The 20,532-nt window shown below is 70.1% G+C and carries 18 protein-coding genes and 1 pseudogene; 9 read left to right on the forward strand and 10 right to left on the reverse strand.

The window, feature by feature from the left end:
* The first annotated feature begins 447 nt into the window (after positions 1–447).
* On the forward strand, positions 448–2,517 hold the full coding sequence (locus ACFRIC_RS06875; protein ID WP_382780504.1) for a serine/threonine-protein kinase: 2,070 nt from the start codon (positions 448–450) through the stop codon (positions 2,515–2,517).
* A gap of 91 nt (positions 2,518–2,608) precedes the next feature.
* The gene (locus ACFRIC_RS06880) at positions 2,609–3,691 is read left to right on the forward strand and encodes a MerR family transcriptional regulator (protein ID WP_382780507.1); all 1,083 of its coding nucleotides are present in this window, start codon (positions 2,609–2,611) and stop codon (positions 3,689–3,691) included.
* 12 nt (positions 3,692–3,703) lie between these two features.
* On the opposite strand, the pseudogene ACFRIC_RS06885 reads toward ACFRIC_RS06880, so the two are convergent.
* A pseudogene (locus tag ACFRIC_RS06885) lies at positions 3,704–3,958 on the reverse strand (deoxyxylulose-5-phosphate synthase); the annotation flags it as partial.
* Positions 3,959–4,328: 370 nt separating this feature from the next.
* On the opposite strand from ACFRIC_RS06885, the gene ACFRIC_RS06890 reads away from it, so the two are divergent.
* Positions 4,329–5,216, forward strand: coding sequence for a lamin tail domain-containing protein (locus ACFRIC_RS06890; RefSeq protein ID WP_382780510.1), 888 nt, complete (start codon positions 4,329–4,331; stop codon positions 5,214–5,216).
* A gap of 185 nt (positions 5,217–5,401) precedes the next feature.
* Here ACFRIC_RS06890 and ACFRIC_RS06895 read toward each other — a convergent pair whose 3' ends face one another.
* The 5 genes from ACFRIC_RS06895 to ACFRIC_RS06915 form a co-directional block, all read right to left on the reverse strand.
* A complete protein-coding gene (locus tag ACFRIC_RS06895) occupies positions 5,402–6,424 on the reverse strand; it encodes an ABC transporter permease (RefSeq protein WP_382780513.1) in 1,023 nt (340 codons plus the stop codon).
* The gene (locus ACFRIC_RS06900) at positions 6,421–7,383 is read right to left on the reverse strand and encodes an ABC transporter permease (RefSeq protein WP_382780516.1); all 963 of its coding nucleotides are present in this window, start codon (positions 7,381–7,383) and stop codon (positions 6,421–6,423) included. Before ACFRIC_RS06900 ends, ACFRIC_RS06895 begins: the two co-directional genes overlap by 4 nt.
* Positions 7,376–8,938: a sugar ABC transporter ATP-binding protein gene (locus ACFRIC_RS06905; RefSeq protein WP_382780519.1), complete on the reverse strand. Its 1,563-nt coding sequence runs from the start codon at positions 8,936–8,938 to the stop codon at positions 7,376–7,378. The genes ACFRIC_RS06900 and ACFRIC_RS06905 overlap by 8 nt, the downstream gene beginning before the upstream one ends.
* A 1-nt stretch (position 8,939) precedes the next feature.
* The gene (locus ACFRIC_RS06910) at positions 8,940–10,040 is read right to left on the reverse strand and encodes an ABC transporter substrate-binding protein (RefSeq protein WP_382780521.1); all 1,101 of its coding nucleotides are present in this window, start codon (positions 10,038–10,040) and stop codon (positions 8,940–8,942) included.
* Between the two features lie 143 nt (positions 10,041–10,183).
* Positions 10,184–11,197, reverse strand: coding sequence for a LacI family DNA-binding transcriptional regulator (locus tag ACFRIC_RS06915; RefSeq protein ID WP_382780524.1), 1,014 nt, complete (start codon positions 11,195–11,197; stop codon positions 10,184–10,186).
* A gap of 159 nt (positions 11,198–11,356) precedes the next feature.
* Between ACFRIC_RS06915 and ACFRIC_RS06920 the strand changes: the two genes are divergently transcribed.
* Positions 11,357–13,960, forward strand: a complete 2,604-nt coding sequence (locus ACFRIC_RS06920; protein ID WP_382780527.1) for a PA14 domain-containing protein — start codon at positions 11,357–11,359, stop codon at positions 13,958–13,960.
* Between the two features lie 237 nt (positions 13,961–14,197).
* The gene (locus tag ACFRIC_RS06925) at positions 14,198–15,400 is read left to right on the forward strand and encodes an MFS transporter (protein WP_382780530.1); all 1,203 of its coding nucleotides are present in this window, start codon (positions 14,198–14,200) and stop codon (positions 15,398–15,400) included.
* 1 nt (position 15,401) lies between these two features.
* Here the strand turns inward: ACFRIC_RS06925 and ACFRIC_RS06930 are convergent, their stop codons facing one another.
* Positions 15,402–15,872, reverse strand: coding sequence for a hypothetical protein (locus ACFRIC_RS06930; protein WP_382780533.1), 471 nt, complete (start codon positions 15,870–15,872; stop codon positions 15,402–15,404).
* A gap of 374 nt (positions 15,873–16,246) precedes the next feature.
* Between ACFRIC_RS06930 and ACFRIC_RS06935 the strand changes: the two genes are divergently transcribed.
* Positions 16,247–16,702, forward strand: coding sequence for a hypothetical protein (locus ACFRIC_RS06935; RefSeq protein WP_382780535.1), 456 nt, complete (start codon positions 16,247–16,249; stop codon positions 16,700–16,702).
* Between the two features lie 253 nt (positions 16,703–16,955).
* Here the strand turns inward: ACFRIC_RS06935 and ACFRIC_RS06940 are convergent, their stop codons facing one another.
* Positions 16,956–17,561: a hypothetical protein gene (locus tag ACFRIC_RS06940; protein WP_382780537.1), complete on the reverse strand. Its 606-nt coding sequence runs from the start codon at positions 17,559–17,561 to the stop codon at positions 16,956–16,958.
* A 197-nt stretch (positions 17,562–17,758) separates the two neighbouring features.
* Here ACFRIC_RS06940 and ACFRIC_RS06945 point away from each other — a divergent pair, with 197 nt between their 5' ends.
* The 3 genes from ACFRIC_RS06945 (at position 17,759) to ACFRIC_RS06955 (ending at position 19,270) form a co-directional block, all read left to right on the forward strand.
* A complete protein-coding gene (locus ACFRIC_RS06945) occupies positions 17,759–18,286 on the forward strand; it encodes an SMI1/KNR4 family protein (protein ID WP_382780541.1) in 528 nt (175 codons plus the stop codon).
* A 159-nt stretch (positions 18,287–18,445) separates the two neighbouring features.
* Positions 18,446–18,862, forward strand: a complete 417-nt coding sequence (locus tag ACFRIC_RS06950) for a hypothetical protein (protein ID WP_382780543.1) — start codon at positions 18,446–18,448, stop codon at positions 18,860–18,862.
* Positions 18,863–18,973: 111 nt separating this feature from the next.
* Positions 18,974–19,270: a hypothetical protein gene (locus ACFRIC_RS06955; RefSeq protein ID WP_382780546.1), complete on the forward strand. Its 297-nt coding sequence runs from the start codon at positions 18,974–18,976 to the stop codon at positions 19,268–19,270.
* A gap of 69 nt (positions 19,271–19,339) precedes the next feature.
* Here the strand turns inward: ACFRIC_RS06955 and ACFRIC_RS06960 are convergent, their stop codons facing one another.
* Both ACFRIC_RS06960 and ACFRIC_RS06965 read right to left on the reverse strand, forming a co-directional pair.
* Positions 19,340–19,870 carry a GNAT family N-acetyltransferase gene (locus ACFRIC_RS06960; RefSeq protein ID WP_382780549.1) on the reverse strand — a complete coding sequence of 177 codons (531 nt, stop codon included), beginning with the start codon at positions 19,868–19,870 and terminating at the stop codon, positions 19,340–19,342.
* A gap of 54 nt (positions 19,871–19,924) precedes the next feature.
* Positions 19,925–20,401 (reverse strand): MarR family winged helix-turn-helix transcriptional regulator, encoded by a 477-nt coding sequence (locus tag ACFRIC_RS06965; RefSeq protein ID WP_382780847.1) that lies wholly within the window; start codon positions 20,399–20,401, stop codon positions 19,925–19,927.
* Positions 20,402–20,532: the final 131 nt, after the last annotated feature.

Consider the following 20,532-nt stretch of genomic DNA (forward strand, 5'->3'; position numbering starts at 1 on the left):
TCCCCGCCGTACGCCCATTGTCGGCCGGGACGGGATCGGGGGCACGTCCGGCACGCCTCCGCTCCGGCGCGTGACCGGCTCTCTCGCGCCCGACGGCTCCACCGTGCGCCCGGCACGCTCCGGAGACCGACGAACCCCACAACAAGGCTTCCGAATAAGCCAGTTGAAGGGATCGATGACCGGATCCGGTCTGCTGTGGGCCACGTCCGCGACACGGTCCGCAAGCGCCTCGTCACCGGGCGCGCGAGAGCCCGCCGCCTGATCAGGGGTTTCTCTACCCAGGACGCGGGTGAGCGCATAACATCCGGACGGGAAGTCACCCGGAAGGCATGTCGGGGCAACCTGCCGGGACCCGGGACCGCCCCCGACCGCGGGACCGCACGGCTCCCGACCGTCCGTCACCTCTTCACCTGCTCAACCGTTCAGTCCTGCACGAAGGAACCATCAGTGAGCGAAGCCGGATCCTCCGGAAGAGTCCAGCCGGCTCAGGCCGGCGATCCCTCCCGAATAGGTCCGTACCGGATCGTCGGTCGTCTCGGCGCCGGAGGCATGGGCACCGTCCATGCCGGAGTAGCCTCCGACGGAACGCGCGTGGCGGTGAAGGTGATTCACCCCTCACAGGCCCAAGACCCGCATTTCAGGGCCCGTTTCAGGCGTGAAGTGGAAATGTCCTCCCGGGTCACCGGCCCGTACCTGGTCCCGCTGCTCTCCGCCGACGCGGACGCCGCCACTCCCTGGCTCGCCACCGAATACGTCGCCGGGCCGACACTGAACCAGCAGGTGTTCGCCCAGGGACGGGTCACCGGACCCGCCCTGTACGCCTTCGCGGCCGCCACCGCGCAGGCGTTGGCAGCCGTCCACGCGGCCGGCGTGGTGCACCGCGACGTGAAACCTCAGAACGTCATCCTCACCCCCTCCGGACCCCGCGTCCTGGACTTCGGCATCGCGCACGCCGACGACGACACCCGGGCCACCCGGCCGGGAGCCACGACCGGCACCCCCGGCTGGATCAGCCCCGAGCAGTACCGCACGGGAGACGCGGGGCCCGAGAGCGACGTGTTCGCCTGGGGCGCGCTCGTGGCGTACGCGGCCACGGGAAGGTCGCCCTTCGGGACCGGTGCCTCCGACGCGGTCGCGTTCCGCGTGACGTCGGGCGAACCCGACCTGGACGGCGTCCCGTTGCCCCTGCGCGAGATCGTGCGACGGGCGCTGGCCAAGGAGCCGGGGGACCGTCCCCAGGCCGCCGACGCCGCCGAGGAGTGCTTCGAGCTCCTGGCCGCGCAGCTCATCCAGGCGATGCGGGCCGACACGTTGTTCACGCGGGCCGAGGACATGATCACCGCGGTCTGGGACATGCCCCCCGTGGACGATCCGGCGTGGCCGCGGCCGGCCAGGCGAGGGCGCAAGCCGTGGGCGGGCATGCTCGTCGTCGCGGCGGCGGTCATCGGGGGCATCGCGGGGGGAGTGGTGGCCCTGATGCCCGGCAAGCCGGAGGGCGACCGCCACGGCACCTCGAACGCCTCCTCCCTCCCCGCCTCCTCCGGCCCCGTCACCTCCACCCCCGCTTCCACCCCTCCCGCCTCCTCCCCGGCCGCGATCCCGCGGCCGTCCGGCACGGTCCTGAACACGGACGCGAAGACGAAGGCGGGCACGGCGGAACAGTCCGGGCAGTCCACGGACGGCCCCCCGGCGAGTGTGGTGAGCTGGGCCGAAGCACGGTCGGCGCGGGGCGAGGGCGAGCACGAGGTGGCCCGTGCCGTCCTGCGCGACCAGGCCGCTCTCGGTCGGCAACTCGGCGACGCCATCGAACTCGCCCCGAGGACCGTGAGGTTCCACGCCTCGCGCGGGGAGGTCTACCTCTCGTACCGGCTCACCTCCGACGAACCGGGAACGCTCTACGCGGAGACGGAGGTCGCCGCTCTGATGTGCCGGACGCTGCGGAACGTCGTCGTGGGTCTGCACCCCGAGCTGCCGTACCGCACCTTCGTCATGGTGAAGGAGACGCCCGGCCGCGACCCGCTGGTGACCTGGGACGACGACTTCCTCGCCGACGCGCGGTGCACGTCGGCCGACGAGGACAACCTGAGCCGCGCCGGAGTCGGGACGGCGTGGGAGCCGGACGAACAGGGCCTGGGCCAGGCCATGATTCCCAGCACCGACAGTGCCGAGATCAGGGTCGCGGACCGCGCCACCCGGAGGATCGTCGAACGGACCAACGGGATGCGGACGGAGCTGGGCACGGATCGTGTGCTCGGCAACGCGGAGCTCAAGATGGGCTTCGACCCGGACCACGCGGCCCTGTACACGTGGTCGGCGTACGGGTCGTGGAACCAGCGGCAGGTGGCGGCCTGGGCCGACATGGCGGCGGGCGAGGCGTGCCGGGCCCTGGTGCGGCAGCGGGACAGAGCGGGCGACGCGTGGCCGTACACCCGCTATGCCGTGGCGCAGCGCGACGGCTCCGGCTATGTGATGATCCGTTGGGGTACGGCGCGGAGTCTGGCCGACTGCCCGGCCTGATCCGATCCCGGCCGGGTCGAGTCGCCCGAGCGGGACCGGGGTTGACCCTCGACATGGTCGAGGGCCCAGGGTTCCGGGTGTGGAGAGCGAGATGCGCAGCATCGGCGAGATGGCCCGGGACTGCGGACTGAGTGTGAGCGCCCTGCGGTTCTACGACCGCGGCGGTGTGCTGGTGCCCGCCTGGGTGGACCCGGTGAGCGGATACCGCTGGTACGGCCCGGAGCAACTGGAGGAGGCACGGCTGCTGGCCCGGCTGCGCCGGGCCGCCATGCCGCTCGCGGACATCCGGCTGGTGCTCGCGGGCTGGGCCGGCGCGGACACCGAACTGGTGCGCAGGCTCCTTGAGGAACATCTGTGCCGTCTCGAGGCGGGTCTGTCCGACGCCCGCGACGAGTTCTCCACGCTCCGAGCACTACTCGACAGCAGGGAGAAAACCATGACGTCGCCCCGTACAGAGGTCGTCCGTCTGAGCGTCCCGGCGCCGGAACTCGCCGGTGCGCTGGACGCGGTCCGCTTCGCCGCCGGCCGGGACCCGGAACTGCCCATGCTCGCCGGTGTCCTGTTCGACATCGAGGGCGAGAAGCTCGACGTCGTTGCGACGGACCGGTACCGGATGGCCGTCGCGCGGGCGTCCACCAGTGGACACGCCGACACGCGTGTCCAGGTCATCGTTCCGAGCCCGCTGGTGGACGCGATGCGAGCCCTGCTGAGCGGCGAGGAGCCGGTCCGGCTCGCGGTCGACGGCGACCGTGTGACGCTGGAGAGCTCGGACGGACAGACGGCCGGCCGCTGCCTCGACCACGACTTCCCCGACTACCGCCGGCTCGTCCAGGCGCCGGACGGGCACAGGGCCGCGGTCGACGCGGGGACCTTCCGGGAAGCGGTGGAGACGGGACCGGTCGTCGCGAGCGACGCGAGCGGGCCGGGCGGGACGGCCGCCGACCTCACCCTGCTGAAGGTGACGGGGGACGGGACGGTGACCATCGGCGACGACCGGTGGAGCGACCAGAACCAGGTCGCGGTCAACCGCGAGTACCTGCTGCACGCCCTCACCGCCGGGGCCCGTGACGAGCTGACCCTGGAGATCGGCGCCCCCACCGCCCCCGTCGCGATCCGCCGCCCCGACGACGAGCACACGTTCTCCCTGCTGATGCCGGTCCGTCTGGAGAACTGAGACGACGCCCCGTCAGGGAATCTCGGGGCGCGAGAGCGACCGGGCGAAGGGCTCGCCGGTGTGCCGTGCGTACGCCATCCGCTCACGGACCTCGCGCAGCGTCCGCGGGCGGTAACCGGGCCCGCCGCAGCAGGACTTGTGGAAGCCGACACCCGCGTGGAGCAGCACGGAGAGCGTCCTCCAGGCCGCGGTGTCCCGCCGCCTGGGCGCGGCGAAGGCCGAACCCGCGTGGATCAGCCCTCCAGCGCACCGGGGGCAGATCCGCCGGGGCGACGCGCTCGGTCGGGCCCGGATCGGACCGGAGGGGTGTTACTCACTTTCGGGTGACGTGCTGGTGACGTGTGCTGACGCTCGACATGACCCGATACGCCCTAGATGTTGTGTACGTAAGGGAGTTGAAGGTGTCAGTCCATCACTTTTCAGCTTTCCGTAGTTAAAGGCCATATACAGACGCCTGTAACTGAAATGTCCGTAATTGGTAACAGCCGTCGGGTGTCGCCCGGCATGGGCGGGGATGTGCAGCAAGTTATGAGTCCTCGGCCACCGGGCCGGGACTCGCACAGGGTCGCACCGTGCGGGTTCCCCGAAAGGGGCGCCCGCACGGGGTGTGCCGGCTCTCGAACCTTGAGGAGCTTTCATGTCCGTTTCCACGTCTGTCACTGCTCGTCGCGTGGCGGCCGCGGCCATCGCGGCCGGCGCTCTGGTCGGCTCGGCCTCCGTGTCGGCCTCGGCCGCCGCGCCGCGTTTCGACCGCACGCACGTCGCCATCAGCAGGGTCCAGAGCGACGCGCCGGGCTTTGACGACCGCTCCGCCCGTTCCCTGAACGCGGAGTGGGTGGAAATCACCAACTCGGGTCGCCACGGAGTGAACCTGAACGGCTGGACGCTGTCCGACGAGGACGGCAACCGCTACACGTTCCACCACTACACCCTGGGCGGCCGTGCCACCGTCCGGGTCCACACCGGCTACGGTCGCGACACCAGCCGCGACGTCTACCAGGACCGCCGCAACGAGGTGTGGGACAACCGCTCCGACGAGGCCACGCTCCGCACCGACCGCGGCCGCTTCGTCGACAGCGTCTCCTGGAACCGGCGCTGGGACCGTGACGACCGCCGCGGGCACTGGGACGACCGTGGTCACGGCCGCCACGACCACCGTGGACACGGGGACGACCGCGGCCACGGCCGTGACGACCACCGTGGGCACTGGGACGACCGCGGCCACGGCGACCACCGGGGTCACGGCGACGACCGCGGCCACGGCCGTGACGACCACCGCGGCCACGGCGACCACCGCGGGCCCGTCCTGGGCCAGCAGGGTCAGCAGGGTCCCCGCCAGGGCCAGCAGGGCCAGCAGGGACCGCGTCAGGGTCAGCAGGGTCAGCAGGGTCAGCAGGGTCAGCAGGGCCAGCAGGGCCAGCAGGGCCAGCAGGGTCCCCGCCAGGGTCAGCAGGGCCAGCAGGGCCAGCAGGGCCAGCAGGGACCGCGTCAGGGTCAGGGCCTGGGGCACCTCCTCGGTCACTGAACCTCGGCCCCTGACTCACCCGCTCGGGGTGTACGCGGGTGCCAACCGGTCCGCTCGTGGAGCTGACCGGGCGTAGTCCCGGGCCCGCCCGGACCCGACGACGTACGCATCCGCAGGACGGCATCACCGCGAAAGGCCCGCACCGATCGGTGCGGGCCTTCCGCTGTCCGGACGGGTCGCGCCCCTCACAGCACCCGGCGTCTGCGTCCCAGCCAGGTCTGCGCGATGACGACGACGGCCAGGAAGGCTCCGCTGACGACCTGTTGGTAGGCGGAGTCCAGCGAGCCGATCTGGTTGATGACGTTCTGGATGACCTTCAGGAGCAGCACTCCGACGAGCGAACCGCTGATGAAACCGAACCCGCCGGTGAGGAGGGTGCCGCCGATGACGACCGCCGAGATCGCCTCGAGTTCCATGCCCGAGCCGAGGATCGTGACCCCCGACGCGAGCCATGCCGCGTTGAGCGCTCCGGCGAGTCCCGCGCACAGCCCGGAGAGTGTGTAGACGGAGATCTTCGTACGAGCCACGGGGGCGCCCATCAGAGCCGCGGCGTCCTCGTTCCCGCCGACCGCGTACACGTACTGCCCGAACCGGGTGCGCCGCAGGACCACCGCGCCGAGCACGAACAGCGCGACGGTGATCCACACGGGCACGCCGATGCCGAGCAACGACCCTTGTCCGAGCTTCGAGAAGAACGACCCCTTCTCCACGAGATACGTCTTGGAACCCTCGTCGGTGACGGAGAGCAGGATGCCCCGCGCGCCGAGCATCGAGGCCAGGGTGACGATGAACGGAGCGAGCCGCGAACGGGCGATCAGCAGACCGTTGACGAGGCCGATCAGTCCGCAGACGGCCAGCGGCAGCAGCAGCGCCGCGACCACTCCGTACTGCGACGCCCAGGCGGCGAGCACACCACCGAGCGCGAACAGCGAGCCCACCGACAGATCGATGCCGCCGGTGATGATGACGAAGGTCATGCCGAGCGCGACCACGGCGAGGAACGCCGAGGAGAGCGCCATGTTCTCCAGGTTGTCGCCGGTCAGGAAGGTGTCGAAGCCGATCGACGCCGCGGTCATCGCGACGATCAGCGTGACGAGCGCGCCGTGCTGCTGGGCGAGGGCGCTGAGCCGTTCGGAACGGCCGGCGCCGGTCGCCTCCTCCTGCGTCGTGTTCTTCGCGCGCACCGGTATGTCCACGTCGGTCGTCATCGCTTTCCTCGTTCCCGGGCCGCGTAGACGGCGAGGACGATCACCACGGCCTGGGCGATCTGGGTCCACGACGGCGGCAGGTCGTGCTTGATGAGCGTGGTGGTGAGCAACTGGATGAGGACGGCGCCGGCGACCGTGCCGCCGATCCGGATACGGCCACCGCTCAGCGGTGTCCCGCCGACCACGACCGCGGTGATGGCGGACAGTTCCATCAGGTTGCCGAGCGAGGAAGGGTCGCTCGCGGTGAGGCGGGCGGTGGCGAGCACGCCCGCGACCGCCGCGAGGACGCCCGAGCAGACGTACACGAGGATGAGGACGCGGCGCACCGGAAGTCCGGCGAGCCGGGCCGCGGGGCGGCTGTCCCCGATCGCGAGGAGACTGCGGCCGAAGGTCGTACGGCGTACGACGAAGCCGACGAGCAGGGCGAGAGCCGCGGCGATCAGGACGACGTACGGGACACCCAGGACGTCGCCGGAGCCGAGTTCCGCCATGGCCGGGTCGTGGACGTCCTTGAGCTGGGGGAGGAGCACCAGGGCCAGCCCGCGCCCGGCGACCATCAGCGCGAGGGTCGCCACGATCGGCTGGACGCCGACGAACGCGATGAGCGAGCCGTTGGCGACCCCGACCACGGCGCCGCCGACCAGCGCGATCAGGACGGCGATCCCGGGCCCGTAGCCCAGATAGAGGGACAGGAGGGAGGTGGACAGGGCCATCACCGAGCCCACCGCCAGGTCGACGCCCTCGCTGCCGATCGCCAGCGCCATGCCGAGCGCGACGATGAGGACCGGGGCGACCTGGACCGCCTGGGTGCGGAAGTTCTCCGTGGACAGGAAGTGCGGGGTGAAGACGGTGTTCACCAGGAACAGGACCACGACGCCCAGGTAGACGCCGTACTCCTGGAGCAGGGCCAGCAGACGGTCGCGGTCGGCGGTGACCCGGCCCAGTGTCAGTTCAGTCATCGTGGCCTCCCGGTCCTGTGCCCTCGTCGACGGCCGCTGCCGCGACGGTCGGGGCGGCGGGTGCGGCGGCGATGGCGCGCATCAGCCGGTCCTCGGTGACGGCGTCGCCGGTCAGCTCCTCCACGACCGCGCCGTCCTTGAGGACGATCACCCGGTCGCTGCCCTCGATCAGTTCCTCGGGGTCGGAGGAGATGAGCACGACGCCCAGCCCGTCGTCGGCCAGTTCGTCGATCAGTTTCTGCACCTCTGCCTTGGCGCCGACGTCGATGCCCCGGGTCGGCTCGTCGAGAAGCAGGACCTTGGGCTGCATGGCCAGCCACCGGGCCAGCAGCACCTTCTGCTGGTTGCCGCCGGACAGTTCGCCCACCTTCTGCTGGGGACTCGCCGCCTTGATCCGCAGCCGCTTCATGAACGTCTCCACGATGCGGTCGATGCGTGCCTCGTCGACCAGACCGAAGCGGGAGAGGCCCGGCAGCGCGGCGAGCGCGATGTTCTCGCGCACCGAGAGACCCGGTACGATCCCCTCGGCCTTGCGGTCCTCGGGCAGCAGACTGATGCCGGCCCGGATCGCGGCGGGAGTCGAGCCGGTGCGTACCCGCACGCCCCCCACCACGACCCTGCCGGAGTCGGTGGGCAGCGCCCCCGCGATGGCCTTGGCCGTCTCGCTGCGCCCCGAACCGAGCAGCCCGCCGAGCCCCACCACCTCGCCGGGCCGCACCGAGACGGACACGCCGTGCAGTTGGTGACGCACGGTCAAGTCGTGTGTCTCCAGGACGGGTTCGGCCTCGGTGTCATGGCCGCCCGCGAACTTGGTCAGGCCCTCCTGCCGTACGTCCGCGATCTCCCGCCCCAGCATCAGCGCCACGAGCCTGAGCCGGTCGAGTTCGGCGATCCGGCCCGTGTGCACGACCTTGCCGTCGCGCAGCACGGTGACCGCGTCGCAGATCTCGTACAGCTCGTCGAGCCGGTGGCTGACGTAGATCACCGCGATGCCCCGCTCGCGCAGCATCCGGATCACCCCGAACAGGGTCCGCACCTCGCGCGGTTCGAGCGAGGAGGTCGGCTCATCCATGACGACGACCCGGGCGTCGACCGAGACGGCCCGGGCGAGCGCCACCATCTGCTGTGCCCCGACGCCCAGTTCGCGCAGGGGCCGGCGTACGTCGACCCGCAGGCCGAGCTCGCCCAGGGCCGCCTCGGCCTGCCGGTGCATGCTCCGGAAGTCGATCAGGCCGAGCCGGCCGCGGGGTTCACGGCCGAGGAAGAGATTGCGGGCCACGCTCATCAGCGGGACCAGGTTGACCTCTTGGTAGATGGTGGAGATCCCCGCGTGCTGCGCCTGGAGCGGGGTGGCGAAGCGGACCGGAGCCCCGTCGTACGTCACCTCGCCCTCGTCGGGCTGGTAGACGCCGGTGAGGACCTTGATGAGCGTCGACTTGCCCGCGCCGTTCTCGCCGATGAGGGCGTGCACCTCCCCGGCGCGGGCCGTGAAGTCCACGGAGGACAGGGCCTTCACGCCGGGGAAGGTCTTCGACAGGCCGTTCACTGACAACATGTCAGTAGGCCTTGCCCAGGTCGGTCTTGGCGTTGTCCTTGGTGTACGCGCTGTCCTGGATGACGATGTCCTGGGAGACCTTCTCGCCCTTGGTGAAGGTGTCCAGGGTCTGGAATGCGAGCGGCCCGAAGCGCGGGTTGGACTCGACGACGCCGTCGATCCAGCCGTCGACGATGCCCTGGACGGCGTTGCGGGTGCCGTCGATCGTTACGATCTTCACCGCTCCCGGCTGCTTGCCCGCCCCCTTGAGGGCGTTGACCGCGCCGAGGCCCATCTCGTCGTTCTCGGCGTAGATCCCGGTGATGCCGGGCTTGGACTGGATGAGGTTCTCGGTGACCGACTGGCCCTTCTCGCGGGCGAACTCACCGGTCTGCTTGAAGACGATCTTCAGGCCGGGAGCCTTCTCCTTGATGCGGTCCTCGAAGCCCTTGGTGCGTTCGGTCGTCACGTTGTTGCCGGCGGCGCCCAGCAGGATGGCGATCTCGCCCTTGCCGCCGGTCGACTCGATCATCTGGTCCGCGGCCCGCTTGCCCTGCTCCACGAAGTCGGAGCCGATGAAGCTCACGTAGTCCTTGCAGGCGGTGGCGTTGATCTTGCGGTCGATGGTGATGATCGGGATGTGCTTGGCGGACGCCGAGCGCAGGACGGGCTCCCAGCCGTCGGAGTTGAGCGGCGCGATCACCAGGAGGTCGGCGCCCTTGGCGATGAGGTCCTGGACGTCGCTGATCTGCTTGGAGAACTGCGACTGGGCGTTGGCCGTCAGCAGTTTCACGCCCAGCTTGTCCGCCTCGGCCTTGATCGACGCGGTCTCGGCGATCCGGAAGGGGTTGGCCTCCTTCTCGGACTGGGAGAAGCCGACGGTGGCCGACTTGAGGTCGATCTTCTTGGCGCCGTAGGCGTCGATGGCGCAGGTCGGGCCGGACCCGGTGGACGGTGAGGCGACGACCTGGCCCTGGTCGCTCGCTCCGGCGGAGCTCTTGTCCTTGCCTGCGGTGTCGTCCTCGGACTTCGCGCACCCGGAGACGAGCGCGAGGCTCGTGATGAGGCCGGTGGCGAGGAGGGTCCTGGCGGAGGTGCGGTGACGTGGTGCGAGCGGCTTCATGGAGTCCCCAAACGGCACGGCCCCGGCGCTGAGAGCGCTCCCGGGGATGATCGGCTCTTGCGGTCGGCTCGGTGTACTCGTCGTTCCGGGGAGGTTTTTACATCGTTGGAAGAGGCCTGTAAACCCCTCCGCCCGAAATCCCGTCAGCGCCGCCCCAGCGTGCTCTCCCGCTCGACCAGCCTGAAATCGGCCGTCAGTTCACGTCCGCCGGGCTCGGTCCGGCCCGACAGGCTGCGCAGCAGGGAGGCCACCGCCATTCGCGCGATGGCCTGCTTGTCCGGTGAGATCGTCGTCAGGGTCACGGCCCCGAACCGGCCTTCCTCGATGTCGTCGAAGCCCACCACCGCCACGTCCCACGGCACCCGCAGACCGCGTTCGTGCAGCACCCGCATCGCACCGATCGCGACCAGGTCGTTGTACGCGAAGACGGCGTCCGGGCGCACCCCGGAGTCCAGCAGCCTGGCCATCGCCCGAGCGCCCTCGTCGCGGTCCCAGCCGCCGACCGGCACCACGAGTTCGTCGGGGGCGGGCACCCCGGCCTCCGTCAACTCCGCGCGCCAGCCCGCCAGTCGCAGATGCGCGGGCCGGTTGGCCGAATCCGTGCGGGCCCCCAGGTAGGCGATCCGCGAGCGCCCGCGGCTCAGCAGGTGACGGACCGCGCTGCGCGCGGCGGACACGTTGTCGATCGCGATGTGGTCGTAGGGAAGTTCGTACTGCCGCTCACCGAGCAGCACGAGGGGCACGTCGTCGGTGCGGGAGCGCAGATCGTCGTCCTCCAGCTCCAGCGGGCTGAGGATCAGACCGTCGATGACGTTCGCCCGGAACCCCTGGCTCACCAGCACTTCCTGTTCCCGGTCGCCGCGCGTGTGGTCGAGCAGGACGGTGAACTCGTGCTCGGCGGCGGCGTCGATCACGGCCCCCGCCAGCTCCGCGAAGTACGGGTTGCCCAGCTCGGGGACGGCGAGGGCGATGATGCCCGTGCGGCCTTTGCGCAGGTGGCGCGCCGTGAGGTTCGGCCGGTAGCCCAGCTCGTCGATCGCCTCCTGGACCCGGGCCCGCATGGCCGGGGTGACGTGCGGATAGTTGTTCACGACGTTCGAAACCGTCTTGATCGAGACGCCGGCGTGCTCCGCGACGTCCTTCAGGCTGACCCGCAAGGGATCTCCTCTTCATCGATGTGCGCCTCTGTCACCTGGCCGTTTGTCATGATCCTGGACAGAGGCCGGGACCCGTGCTGTGATGCCCACTCCCGCTACTTCCAACGTTGTACAGACTGAAGCAACGAGCCGCCACCCTTCCTCAGCCAAGGAGGATCCGTGCGCATCAGAACACTCCGCCCCCGACTGACACTCCTGGTAGCCGCGTTACTCGCACTGACGGGGCTCACCGTGGCCCCGACCGCCACGGCCGCCGACGACCCCGTCGAGGTCCACGGCCTGAAGGGCGAGTACTACACCCAGTCCGCCCCCGGCGCCTTCGACTTCCACGAGCTCAAAGCGACCGGACTGGACACCAACCTCGACTTCGACAACCTGGAGCCCCGGCTCTCCTTCGCCACCGGACAGGCGGACGACGTCAACGTCCGCTGGACCGGCCGGATCGTCCCCGAGAAGACCGGCCCGCACACGTTCTCGATCATCGGGGACAACGGCTTCCGGCTCTGGGTCGACGGGCACCTCGCCATCGACCACTGGGTCGACGACTGGGACCGCGAACAGACCTCCCAGCCCCTCGACCTGACCGCCGGACAGGCCTACGACATCAAGGTCGAGTACTTCGAGCACTTCGGCGGCTCCAACCTCCACCTGCGCTGGACCCCGCCCGGCGGCACCAAGACGGCCGTCCCGCAGTCCGCGCTCCGGCTGCCCGACGGATACGCCTACGACGGCGCCGTCGCCACCACGGTCCAGGCCGACGGACGCAGCCTGCGCCTCGACTTCGCCCAGCCGCTCACCGCACCCCCGGCGGGTCTGACCGACCACGTCGAGGCCGTCATCGGCGGCGCCAAATGGCCGCTGGCCACGGCCAAGCTGGACCCCGCCGACCCCAAGTCCCTGATCGTCGGCCTGAAGGAACCCGTCGTCGGCAACAAGTCCGGTACGGCGAAGGGCACCGCCGACCTGCGCTACGACGGCCAGGGCGGCCTCTCCGGGACGAACGGCAACGTTGTCAACGCCTTCTGGAGCAGCGGACCCAACCGCTCCACCCACGAACTGCGGACCAAGTGGGCCGACGCCGTCGACGCCGGCAAGACCAAGACCGAGTACCCCCGGCCGCAGCTCACCCGGACCGACTGGCGTGACCTCAACGGCTCCTGGCAGTTCGCCCCGGCCCAGGCCGGCGAACAGCCCCCGGTCGGCAAGAAGCTCGCCGAGAAGATCCGCGTGCCCTACCCGGTGGAGTCCCAGCTCTCCGGCGTCGAACGGCACGAGGACCGTATGTGGTACCGCCGCACCTTCACCGTGCCCGCCGACTGGAAGGTCGGCTCCGGCAAGCACCTCCAGCTCAACTTCGGCGCCGTCGACTGGCGGGCCGAGGTCTACGTCAACGGCACCAAGGTCGCCGAACACGAGGGCGGCTACGACAAGTTCAGCGCCGACGTCACCGCGGCGCTCAGGCCCGGCCGCACCCAAGAACTGATCGTCGGCGTCTACGACCCGACCGACGCGCAGAACGGCGAGAACCCGCCGGTCGGCAAGCAGCGGCTCGACCCCAGCGGCATCTGGTACACCCCGTCCTCCGGCATCTGGCAGACGGTGTGGATGGAGCCCGTGGCCGCCGACCACGTCGACTCGCTCAAGTTGACGCCCGACGTCGAGAACAGCCGGCTCACCGTCGAGCCGAAGGGCGTGCGGGACGGAGTGCCGGTCACCGCGACCGCGTACGCCGGACACCGCAAGGTCGCCACGGTGAAGGGCCGTACCGGGCAGCCGCTCGTCCTGAGGATCACCGACCCGCACCTCTGGTCACCCGACGACCCGTTCCTGTACGACCTCAAGGTGAGCGTGGGCGCCGACCACGTCCGCAGCTACTTCGGGATGCGGTCGATCGCCGTGGAGCAGGTGAACGGCACCCCGCGCACCGTCCTCAACGGCAAACCCGTCTTCATGATGGCCACCCTCGACCAGGGCTTCTGGCCCGACGGCCTTTACACCGCACCCACGGACGAAGCCCTCGCGTACGACCTGAGGATGCACAAGCAGATGGGCTTCAACGCCGTCCGCAAACACATCAAGGTCGAACCCGACCGCTGGTTCTACTGGGCCGACCGCCTCGGCCTGATGGTCTGGCAGGACATGCCCGCCATGATCGCGGGCGTCAACCCGAACGCCGCGTCCCGCGCCGAGTACGAGCGCGAGATGAAGCAGATGATCGACGAGCACATCAGCAGCCCCTCGGTTGTCATGTGGGTGACCTTCAACGAGGGCTGGGGCCAGTACGACGAGGCCCGCATCGCCGACCAGGCCAAGGCCTGGGACCCGACCCGCCTGATCAACTCCATGTCGGGCATCAACCTCGGCGTGGACGGCGGCACCGGCGACATCATCGACGAACACGGCTACCCGAGCCCCGCGCTGCCACCGAACCCGGACGGGAAACGGGCCCTGGTCAGCGGCGAGTACGGCGGACTCGGACTCGCGGTACCCGGACACGCCTGGTCCGTGCAGCAGTCGTACGTGGACGTCGACCCCTCGGCGTACACCGACGACTACCTGGCCCGCCTCGCCGAGGTTCACAAGCTCGCCTGCAAGGGCGGCAACGGCGCCGTCTACACCCAGATCTCGGACGTGGAAGGAGAACTGAACGGCCTGATCACCTACGACCGCGCGGTGGTCAAGCCCGACGTGGCCCGGCTGAAGGCCGCCCACGAGGCGCTGATCCACGACGCCTCCCAGGCGGCACCGGCCAACTGCTCCTGACGACGAGGCGCCCGGAGCCCGCCTCCCCGCAGCTCCGGGCCCGCCTCGCACCGGACCCCTGACAGGCCGTACGCGGGTGTCCGCCCTCCCTCCGCGGGAGGGCGGACACCCGCCCTCCACCATCGCCGAGCACCCGAACCACTGAAGACCACCGCGTCGCCCCCTCCGGTTCCCACCGCCCCTCGCGGCGGCACGTCGGGCCGGGATCACGACGGCCACGACGCTACTGTCGGCGGCATGGACGGTGATCGCCGAGGGTGGCGCCAGTGTTTGCTCAGCGGGGCGGTGTTCGCCGTCTGCATGGCCGGCACCACACTGCCGACCCCGCTCTACGGCCTCTACCAGGAGAAGTTCGACTTCTCCGAGCTGACCGTCACCGTCGTGTACGCCGTGTACGCGTTTGGGGTCATGGGCGTGCTGCTGCTCGCGGGCAACGCGTCCGACACGGTGGGCAGGCGCCCCGTGCTCCTGTGGGGCCTCGGCTTCGCGGCGGCGAGCGCCGTCTGCTTCCTGGCCGCCACCGGGCTGGGCTGGCTCTTCGTGGGGCGGCTGATGTCGGGCCTGTCCGCGGGCCTGTTCACCGGGGCGGCCACCGCCTACGTGATGGAACTGGCCCCACCGGGCGGCGCCGCCCGGGCCACCTTCGTCGCCACGGCCGCCAACATGGGCGGACTCGGCTGCGGTCCGCTCATCGCGGGTCTCCTCGCGCAGTACGCGCCCTGGCCGCTGTATCTGCCGTTCGTCGTCCACCTCGCCCTGGTGGCGCTCTCCGCCGCCGTGGTGCTCCGGCTCCCGGAGACCGTCCGCGAACGCCGCCCGCTGAACACCGTACGACCGCAGCGGCCCGGACTGCCCCCGCAGGTCCGGCCGGTGTTCACACCACCCGCGATCGCCGCGTTCGTGGGCTTCGCCCTGTTCGGGGTGTTCACCTCCGTCAGCCCCGCGTTCCTCGCCGAATCCGTGGACGTGACCAACCACGCGGTGAGCGGACTGGTCGTCGCCCTCGCCTTCTTCGCCTCGACCGCAGGACAGCTCGCCGTCGGCCGGGTCGGCGCGGGACGGTCCCTGCCCCTGGGCTGCGCCGCACTCCTCGCCGGCCTCGCCCTGCTGGCAGGCGCGCTCCGCTGGGACCTCCTGGTCCTGGTGGTGCTGAGCGCGATCGTCGGCGGCGCCGGTCAGGGCCTCGCGTTCCGCGGCGCCCTGACCACGGTCGCCCAGGCCTCCCCCGAACACCAGCGAGCGGCGGTGATCTCCACCCTGTTCGTGGTCGCGTACGCGGGCATCTCGGTGCCGGTGATCGGAGTGGGCGTCCTGGTGGGCCCGATCGGCCTGGAGGGCGCCGGGCTGGTGTTCATCGCGTGCATGGCGGTACTGGTGTCGGTGGCGGGGGTGTATTTGCTGAGGCGGCCGGTTCCGGTCGGGTCCGCTCGCGACGCGTGACTCACCCTTGGAGCTTCAAGCCCCTCGGCGAGGTGAGGCCCTTGTCCGGGTGAGCGCGGAACGTGGCTGTCCAGACGGTGGGCGGGCACGATGTTCCGTTGGGGTGCTGTTCGTTCAGCCGGGCGCGGGCGCTGTCCTCGACAACAGTCTCACCACTCCTCGCGGACGTCACGGTGAGCCGCACCGGCAGGGTGGACGCGCCGACGTCATCAGGCAGTCGGACCGACAGCGTGGCGAACGGATCGTCGGGACGCCCCGACCTGCCCTCCTCGCAGTGACGGTTCACGCAGAGCCTGATGCTCGCCGCGTCCCGGCCGCCGAAGTCGGCGGGCCGCCACACGACCGAGACCCGCGAGGCGTCATCGGCCAGGGTGCACGGCGCGTCCGGACCGAGGAGCGAGCATCCGGTCAAGGCAGCGGCCAGCACCGGTATGAGGAGGATTCGGAGCAGGGGAGTGCCGTCTCGCGTCATGTCCGCTCCGTGCCGAGATCCGTCGGGAAGGACGGACTCTACGTGCTGTTCCGCGAACGATCTACGCGCTTCGCGATCACCCGCTGACAGAGTCCGGCCCGCTCCAGTGGACGCAAAGACAAGTCACCGTCCACACGGAGCTAACGACAGCAGTCGAGCGCCCCGGCATTGTGGTGCGCGGCCGGTTGATCCACCCACCATCGGCACCGCCGGCTTGGCGAACGGTGCCACGGCCGTCCAATGGACGGGTGAATCCGTCAGTACCAACCCGGAGCATGAGTGGCTCCAAGCACTGTGGCTGTCCTGGAGAGGTCACGCACACCCATGAGCACGAAGCGCAGCGCACCAGTCACATGTAGGGAAAGGGAGGGCACATGAGGTTACGTCGGGTTGCACGCGTCGCCGGCGTATTGACCGCGGGGCTGCTGACCGTGGCGGTTGCCACCGCGCCGGCGAGCGCCGCCACCGTCAACTGGAAGGAACTCGATCCGAGCATCCCGTTGTTCTGCGAGTCCACCATCCCGCACGCCACCTACCCCGACGTGTATTTCCAGGGGTGTCTGGTGGCCAACCAGAACGGCGACGCTCAGGTCATCATGGTCGTCAACAATCAGGGCCCGAAGGCCGTCAACATCGGCGGGTGGACGTCCTCCCAGTTCGGCAGCAACGTGACCTGCGCCGACTCCGTCCTGAACCCGAATTTCCAGCGTGCCTGCTTCGGCCCGACCGTTCACCTTCCCGCGGCCGGCGTGACCTACAAGAGCTCGGTGCACCTTACGGTGAACGGTTCGACCAAGATCGCGCCCGCACCGGACATCGGTCGCATCTGAACACGGCGGCTGTCGCGCAAGGCGAACGGCGGCTGTCGCGCAAGGCGAAGGGCCGGCGCCTCCACCGCGGTCGTTCGTCCTTGCCGATAGTCCGCACAGGTCTGGAGCACCGCCATGCCGACGATCAGGTGCCCCCGATGGCAGGACGTAGGCCCTTACGACAAGACCGCCATCTCCTTCGAGCTCCTTCGAGGTAGCGGTCAGGCTCGCGTCATCTCATCCCGCGCTCGGCAAGATCCGTTCGAAGCCGGACCTAGTACGGACCGCCGCGGAAGAGCAGGCTGCCGTGACGGCGTGGGCGGTCGCCGCGTTCGTGGGCCGCGTCGGAACGGTCCGCGGGAGCCGAACGGGCCGCCAGGGCGCGGAGGGTCGCAAGGCCCGCGAGCACCTCGTCGCGACGCGCGGCGGACTTCATCCAGGCCGGAAGGCGGGCGAACATCGCCATCGTCGGGGAGGCGCGACGCTCGCGCAGCCGGGCGCCCACGAAGGCGCTGAGGGCGTCGACGTGCTCCTCGTCGTAGGCCCACAGAATCCGTCCGGCACAGCGGGTCTGAAGCCAGAGAGGGCGCCCGAAGAAGGGGTCCTCGGTGCCGCCGGGCACCGCGCCGATCAGGGCGTTGTCCCGCTGTCCGGCCGTCCAGTCGGCGACCGCGCCGCAGCCGGCGCACGCGAGGCGTCGGGGTCGGAAGAGCAGGTCGCTGACGTACTTCGACGGAGGCCCGATGTCCGGCCGAGGGACCACCAGAGCGCGGCCACCGCACCCGGGGCAGACCACGAGGATCCGGCCGGTGTACCGGACGAGCCACGTGCCGTGGTCGCGGTGGCGGACCGGATCGGGCGGCGCGGACTCGGAGTTCATACTGCACACCCTGCCAGGCTCTGCTCGTCCCCGGCGACCGAGATACGGCGCGAGACCGACGTACGGGCCGACGAGCCCGTACCGCTGCCGCCTCCGCAGCGAGTGTGCGCTCGCGGAACGCGGCTCTCCCGACCGGCCGCCGGGCGCCGATCTCCCCTGGGCGATGCTCAAGATCCCGGCCGTGGCACCCTGTTCGGGTGACGTCCACAGAAGACCGCCAGTTCCCCGCCGCACTCGCCGCCGCCCTGGCGGTCCGGTTCGACTACGACGGTGGTGACGGTGTCGACTTCGAACCCTTCGAGGCCTTCCTGTCGGCCGACGACACGACCGACTGGTTCCGAGCGTGGACGGGCAACGCCGACCTGACCGGCGACGACTTCCGTGTGTTCGGGCAGGACGGCACCGGCGGATACGCGGCGTTCTGGCTGGTCCGTGACGGCCGGCCCCTGGCCGAGCAGCCTGTCGTCTTCATGGGTTCCGAGGGGGAGACCGGCGTCGTCGCCCCCAACCTGGGCTCGTTCCTGTGGGTGTTGGCCGACGGCCTCGGACCCTTGGAGGCGGCCACCTCGTACGAACCCGACCGGGTTCCCCGCCCTCATGGTGAACTGACCGCCATCGCGGAGCGATGCGCAGCGGAGCACCGCGCACCGGCAGGCTCCGTGATCGAGGAGGCCGCCCGGGAGTTCCCCGGCTTCGACGACATCATCATGGAGCTCTGCCGCTAGCCGCGAGCCCTCCCACCTGCGGTGATCGTAGGGTGGGCGCTGCCCTGTTCGGCGACAGCGGCTCGTCGAGCAGCAGCGTGCTGTGGCGGAGCCGGTCGACGGGGTGCTTCGTGTCTTCGTGCCCGTTCCGGCCACCCGCCCGGTCAAGAGGAGTTCGCCGTGCCACCCCGTTTCGAGACCGCCCGCTTCCATGTCGAGTCGGGCCCCGAGTCCCTCTTCGTACGGGTCCGTCACATCCTGCGCGAGCCGGTACGGCTGGCGGCCCGCGGCGGCCATGTCACCGAGCGGATACGTCAACGTGAGGCCCCGGTGGAGGAGTTGGTGTCCTTCGACCCGACGAGCTGGGACCTGGTCTCGGCCGAGGTGCGTATGGACACCGGCAGGTGGGTGAAGTCGACCTGGCGCTTGCGGGCGGACGGGCGGGACTGGTGGGTCGTCGTCGGGTTGGGCAATGCCCTCGTCACCGTGATCGACGTGGACCCGTGGCGGCGGGGGAGGGGCCAGGACGTCGTGGTCGAGGGGCCCTTGTACGCCAAGGTCGACGCCGTCAACGCGGAGCTCATGCGGGGCGCCTGAAGGTCGGGTTGGAGCCGGTGCGGGAGCCTGCCCTCGAACCGTGAATGTCCACGCGGTGCGGGCCAGTTGCGGATTTCACGGGTGTGCGGGCGACTGATTATGATCTTGGCCATGTCTGTGCAGAACTCGAACTCCGACAGAGCCCTGTCGCGCAAGCAGCGCCTTCAGGAGAAGCAGCGCCGTCAGTTGGCGGTCGTCGACACCGTGGACAAGGCCGAGGCCAAGGTGCGCAAGGCCGAGGTCGAGGTGGCCATGGCCGTCGCCGAGGCGGTGCAGGTGTTCGGCGGCATGCAGGAGGCGTCGGAGGGGCTCGACATGCCGATCCAGACGGTCCAGCGCTTCCTCGGCATGGCCCAGGACGAAGCGGTGAGCGCCGGGAACGTCGTGGAGTCCGTAGGCGCATCCTGACCTTGACCTTGATGGCGGGCCCTCGCGGGAGAGCGGGGGCCCGCTCGCTGTGAGAAGTGTCAGACAGGCCTAGGGCTCCGCGCCGTGAACCGGCGCGGCCTTCTCGAGAAGGGTGAACGACTTCCGGATGCCGCCCGGTTGGGGCTTGCCCGCCTTGTGGCCGACGACCTGATAGCCGGCGTTCAGGTAGTACGCGTTAAGGCGGGCATTTGCGGCGAGACAGTCCAGGCGTACCAACGCCCGTCCTGCCGAAGCCACTCGACGCTCGGCGGCCTGGAGCAGTAGCTGCCCTGTTCCCGGCGGCGCGTTGGTCCGGTCCACCATGAGGCGGTGGACGTACCCGGCCAGGGGTGGTTGTGGCCCCCAGGCGTCCTCATCGGCCCACCACAGCTCCCAAGCCCCGACCAAACGGTCGGCGTCTTCCGCGACCCAGACCTCTCCACTCGTCATGACCCGGCGGAAGTGCCCCTCGTCCAGCTCACCCGGCTGCCACTGGCCGGTGATCCCCTGAGCGAGCATCCATCGAGCGGCATCGTCACGCAGACGAACGACGGAAGCCACGTCGGGCTCAGTGGCGAGGCGAAATCGTATGCCGTTCACATCGTGATCTTTGCACGGCCACGACAGGTGCAGCTTTGACGGGGCGCGTGATCGTCACCCTCGGTGAGGAGCAGCCGCGCCGGCCGAGGGTGAAGCGGGTGCTCCTCCCTCCCGGATTTCGTGCAGCGCCTCGTCGAACATGGTGCGGGCCCTGGTGAACCAGTCCGCCAGCACGGCGATCTCATCCGGTCCGTAGTCCGCGAAGAGGGTCGCCAGTCGCTGGTAGACGGGGCCGTAGATCTCCAGAATGCGCTCCTGAGCGGTCTCCTCCATGACCACGTACACCCGTCGGCGGTCGCCCGGGTCCGCGGTACGCCGGATGTAGCCCGCCTTCTCCAGGCGGTTCAGCACTCCCGTCACCGCTCCCGTGGTCAACCTGGCCCGTTCCGCGAGATCGCCCGCGACGAGTGATTCGCCGGCCATCGACGCCTCCATGAGGAAGCCCAGGCAGGTGAGGTCGGTGACGTTCAGGCCCATCCTGCGGGCGATGTCCTGCTGTCCGAACTGGGCTGTGGCGATCATCCGGTCCATGGCGTAGAGCGCATGATCGGCCGTCGCGGCCGGGCGAGCCTTGTGATCACTCACGGTTCCTCTTAGGATCTAAGATAATTAGCTCGCGAGGTAAGGGATCTCGCGACAGGGTCATCCCTACCATTTTCACA

The organism is Streptomyces sp. NPDC056738 (genome assembly GCF_042790435.1).
Lineage (GTDB): Bacteria > Actinomycetota > Actinomycetes > Streptomycetales > Streptomycetaceae > Streptomyces.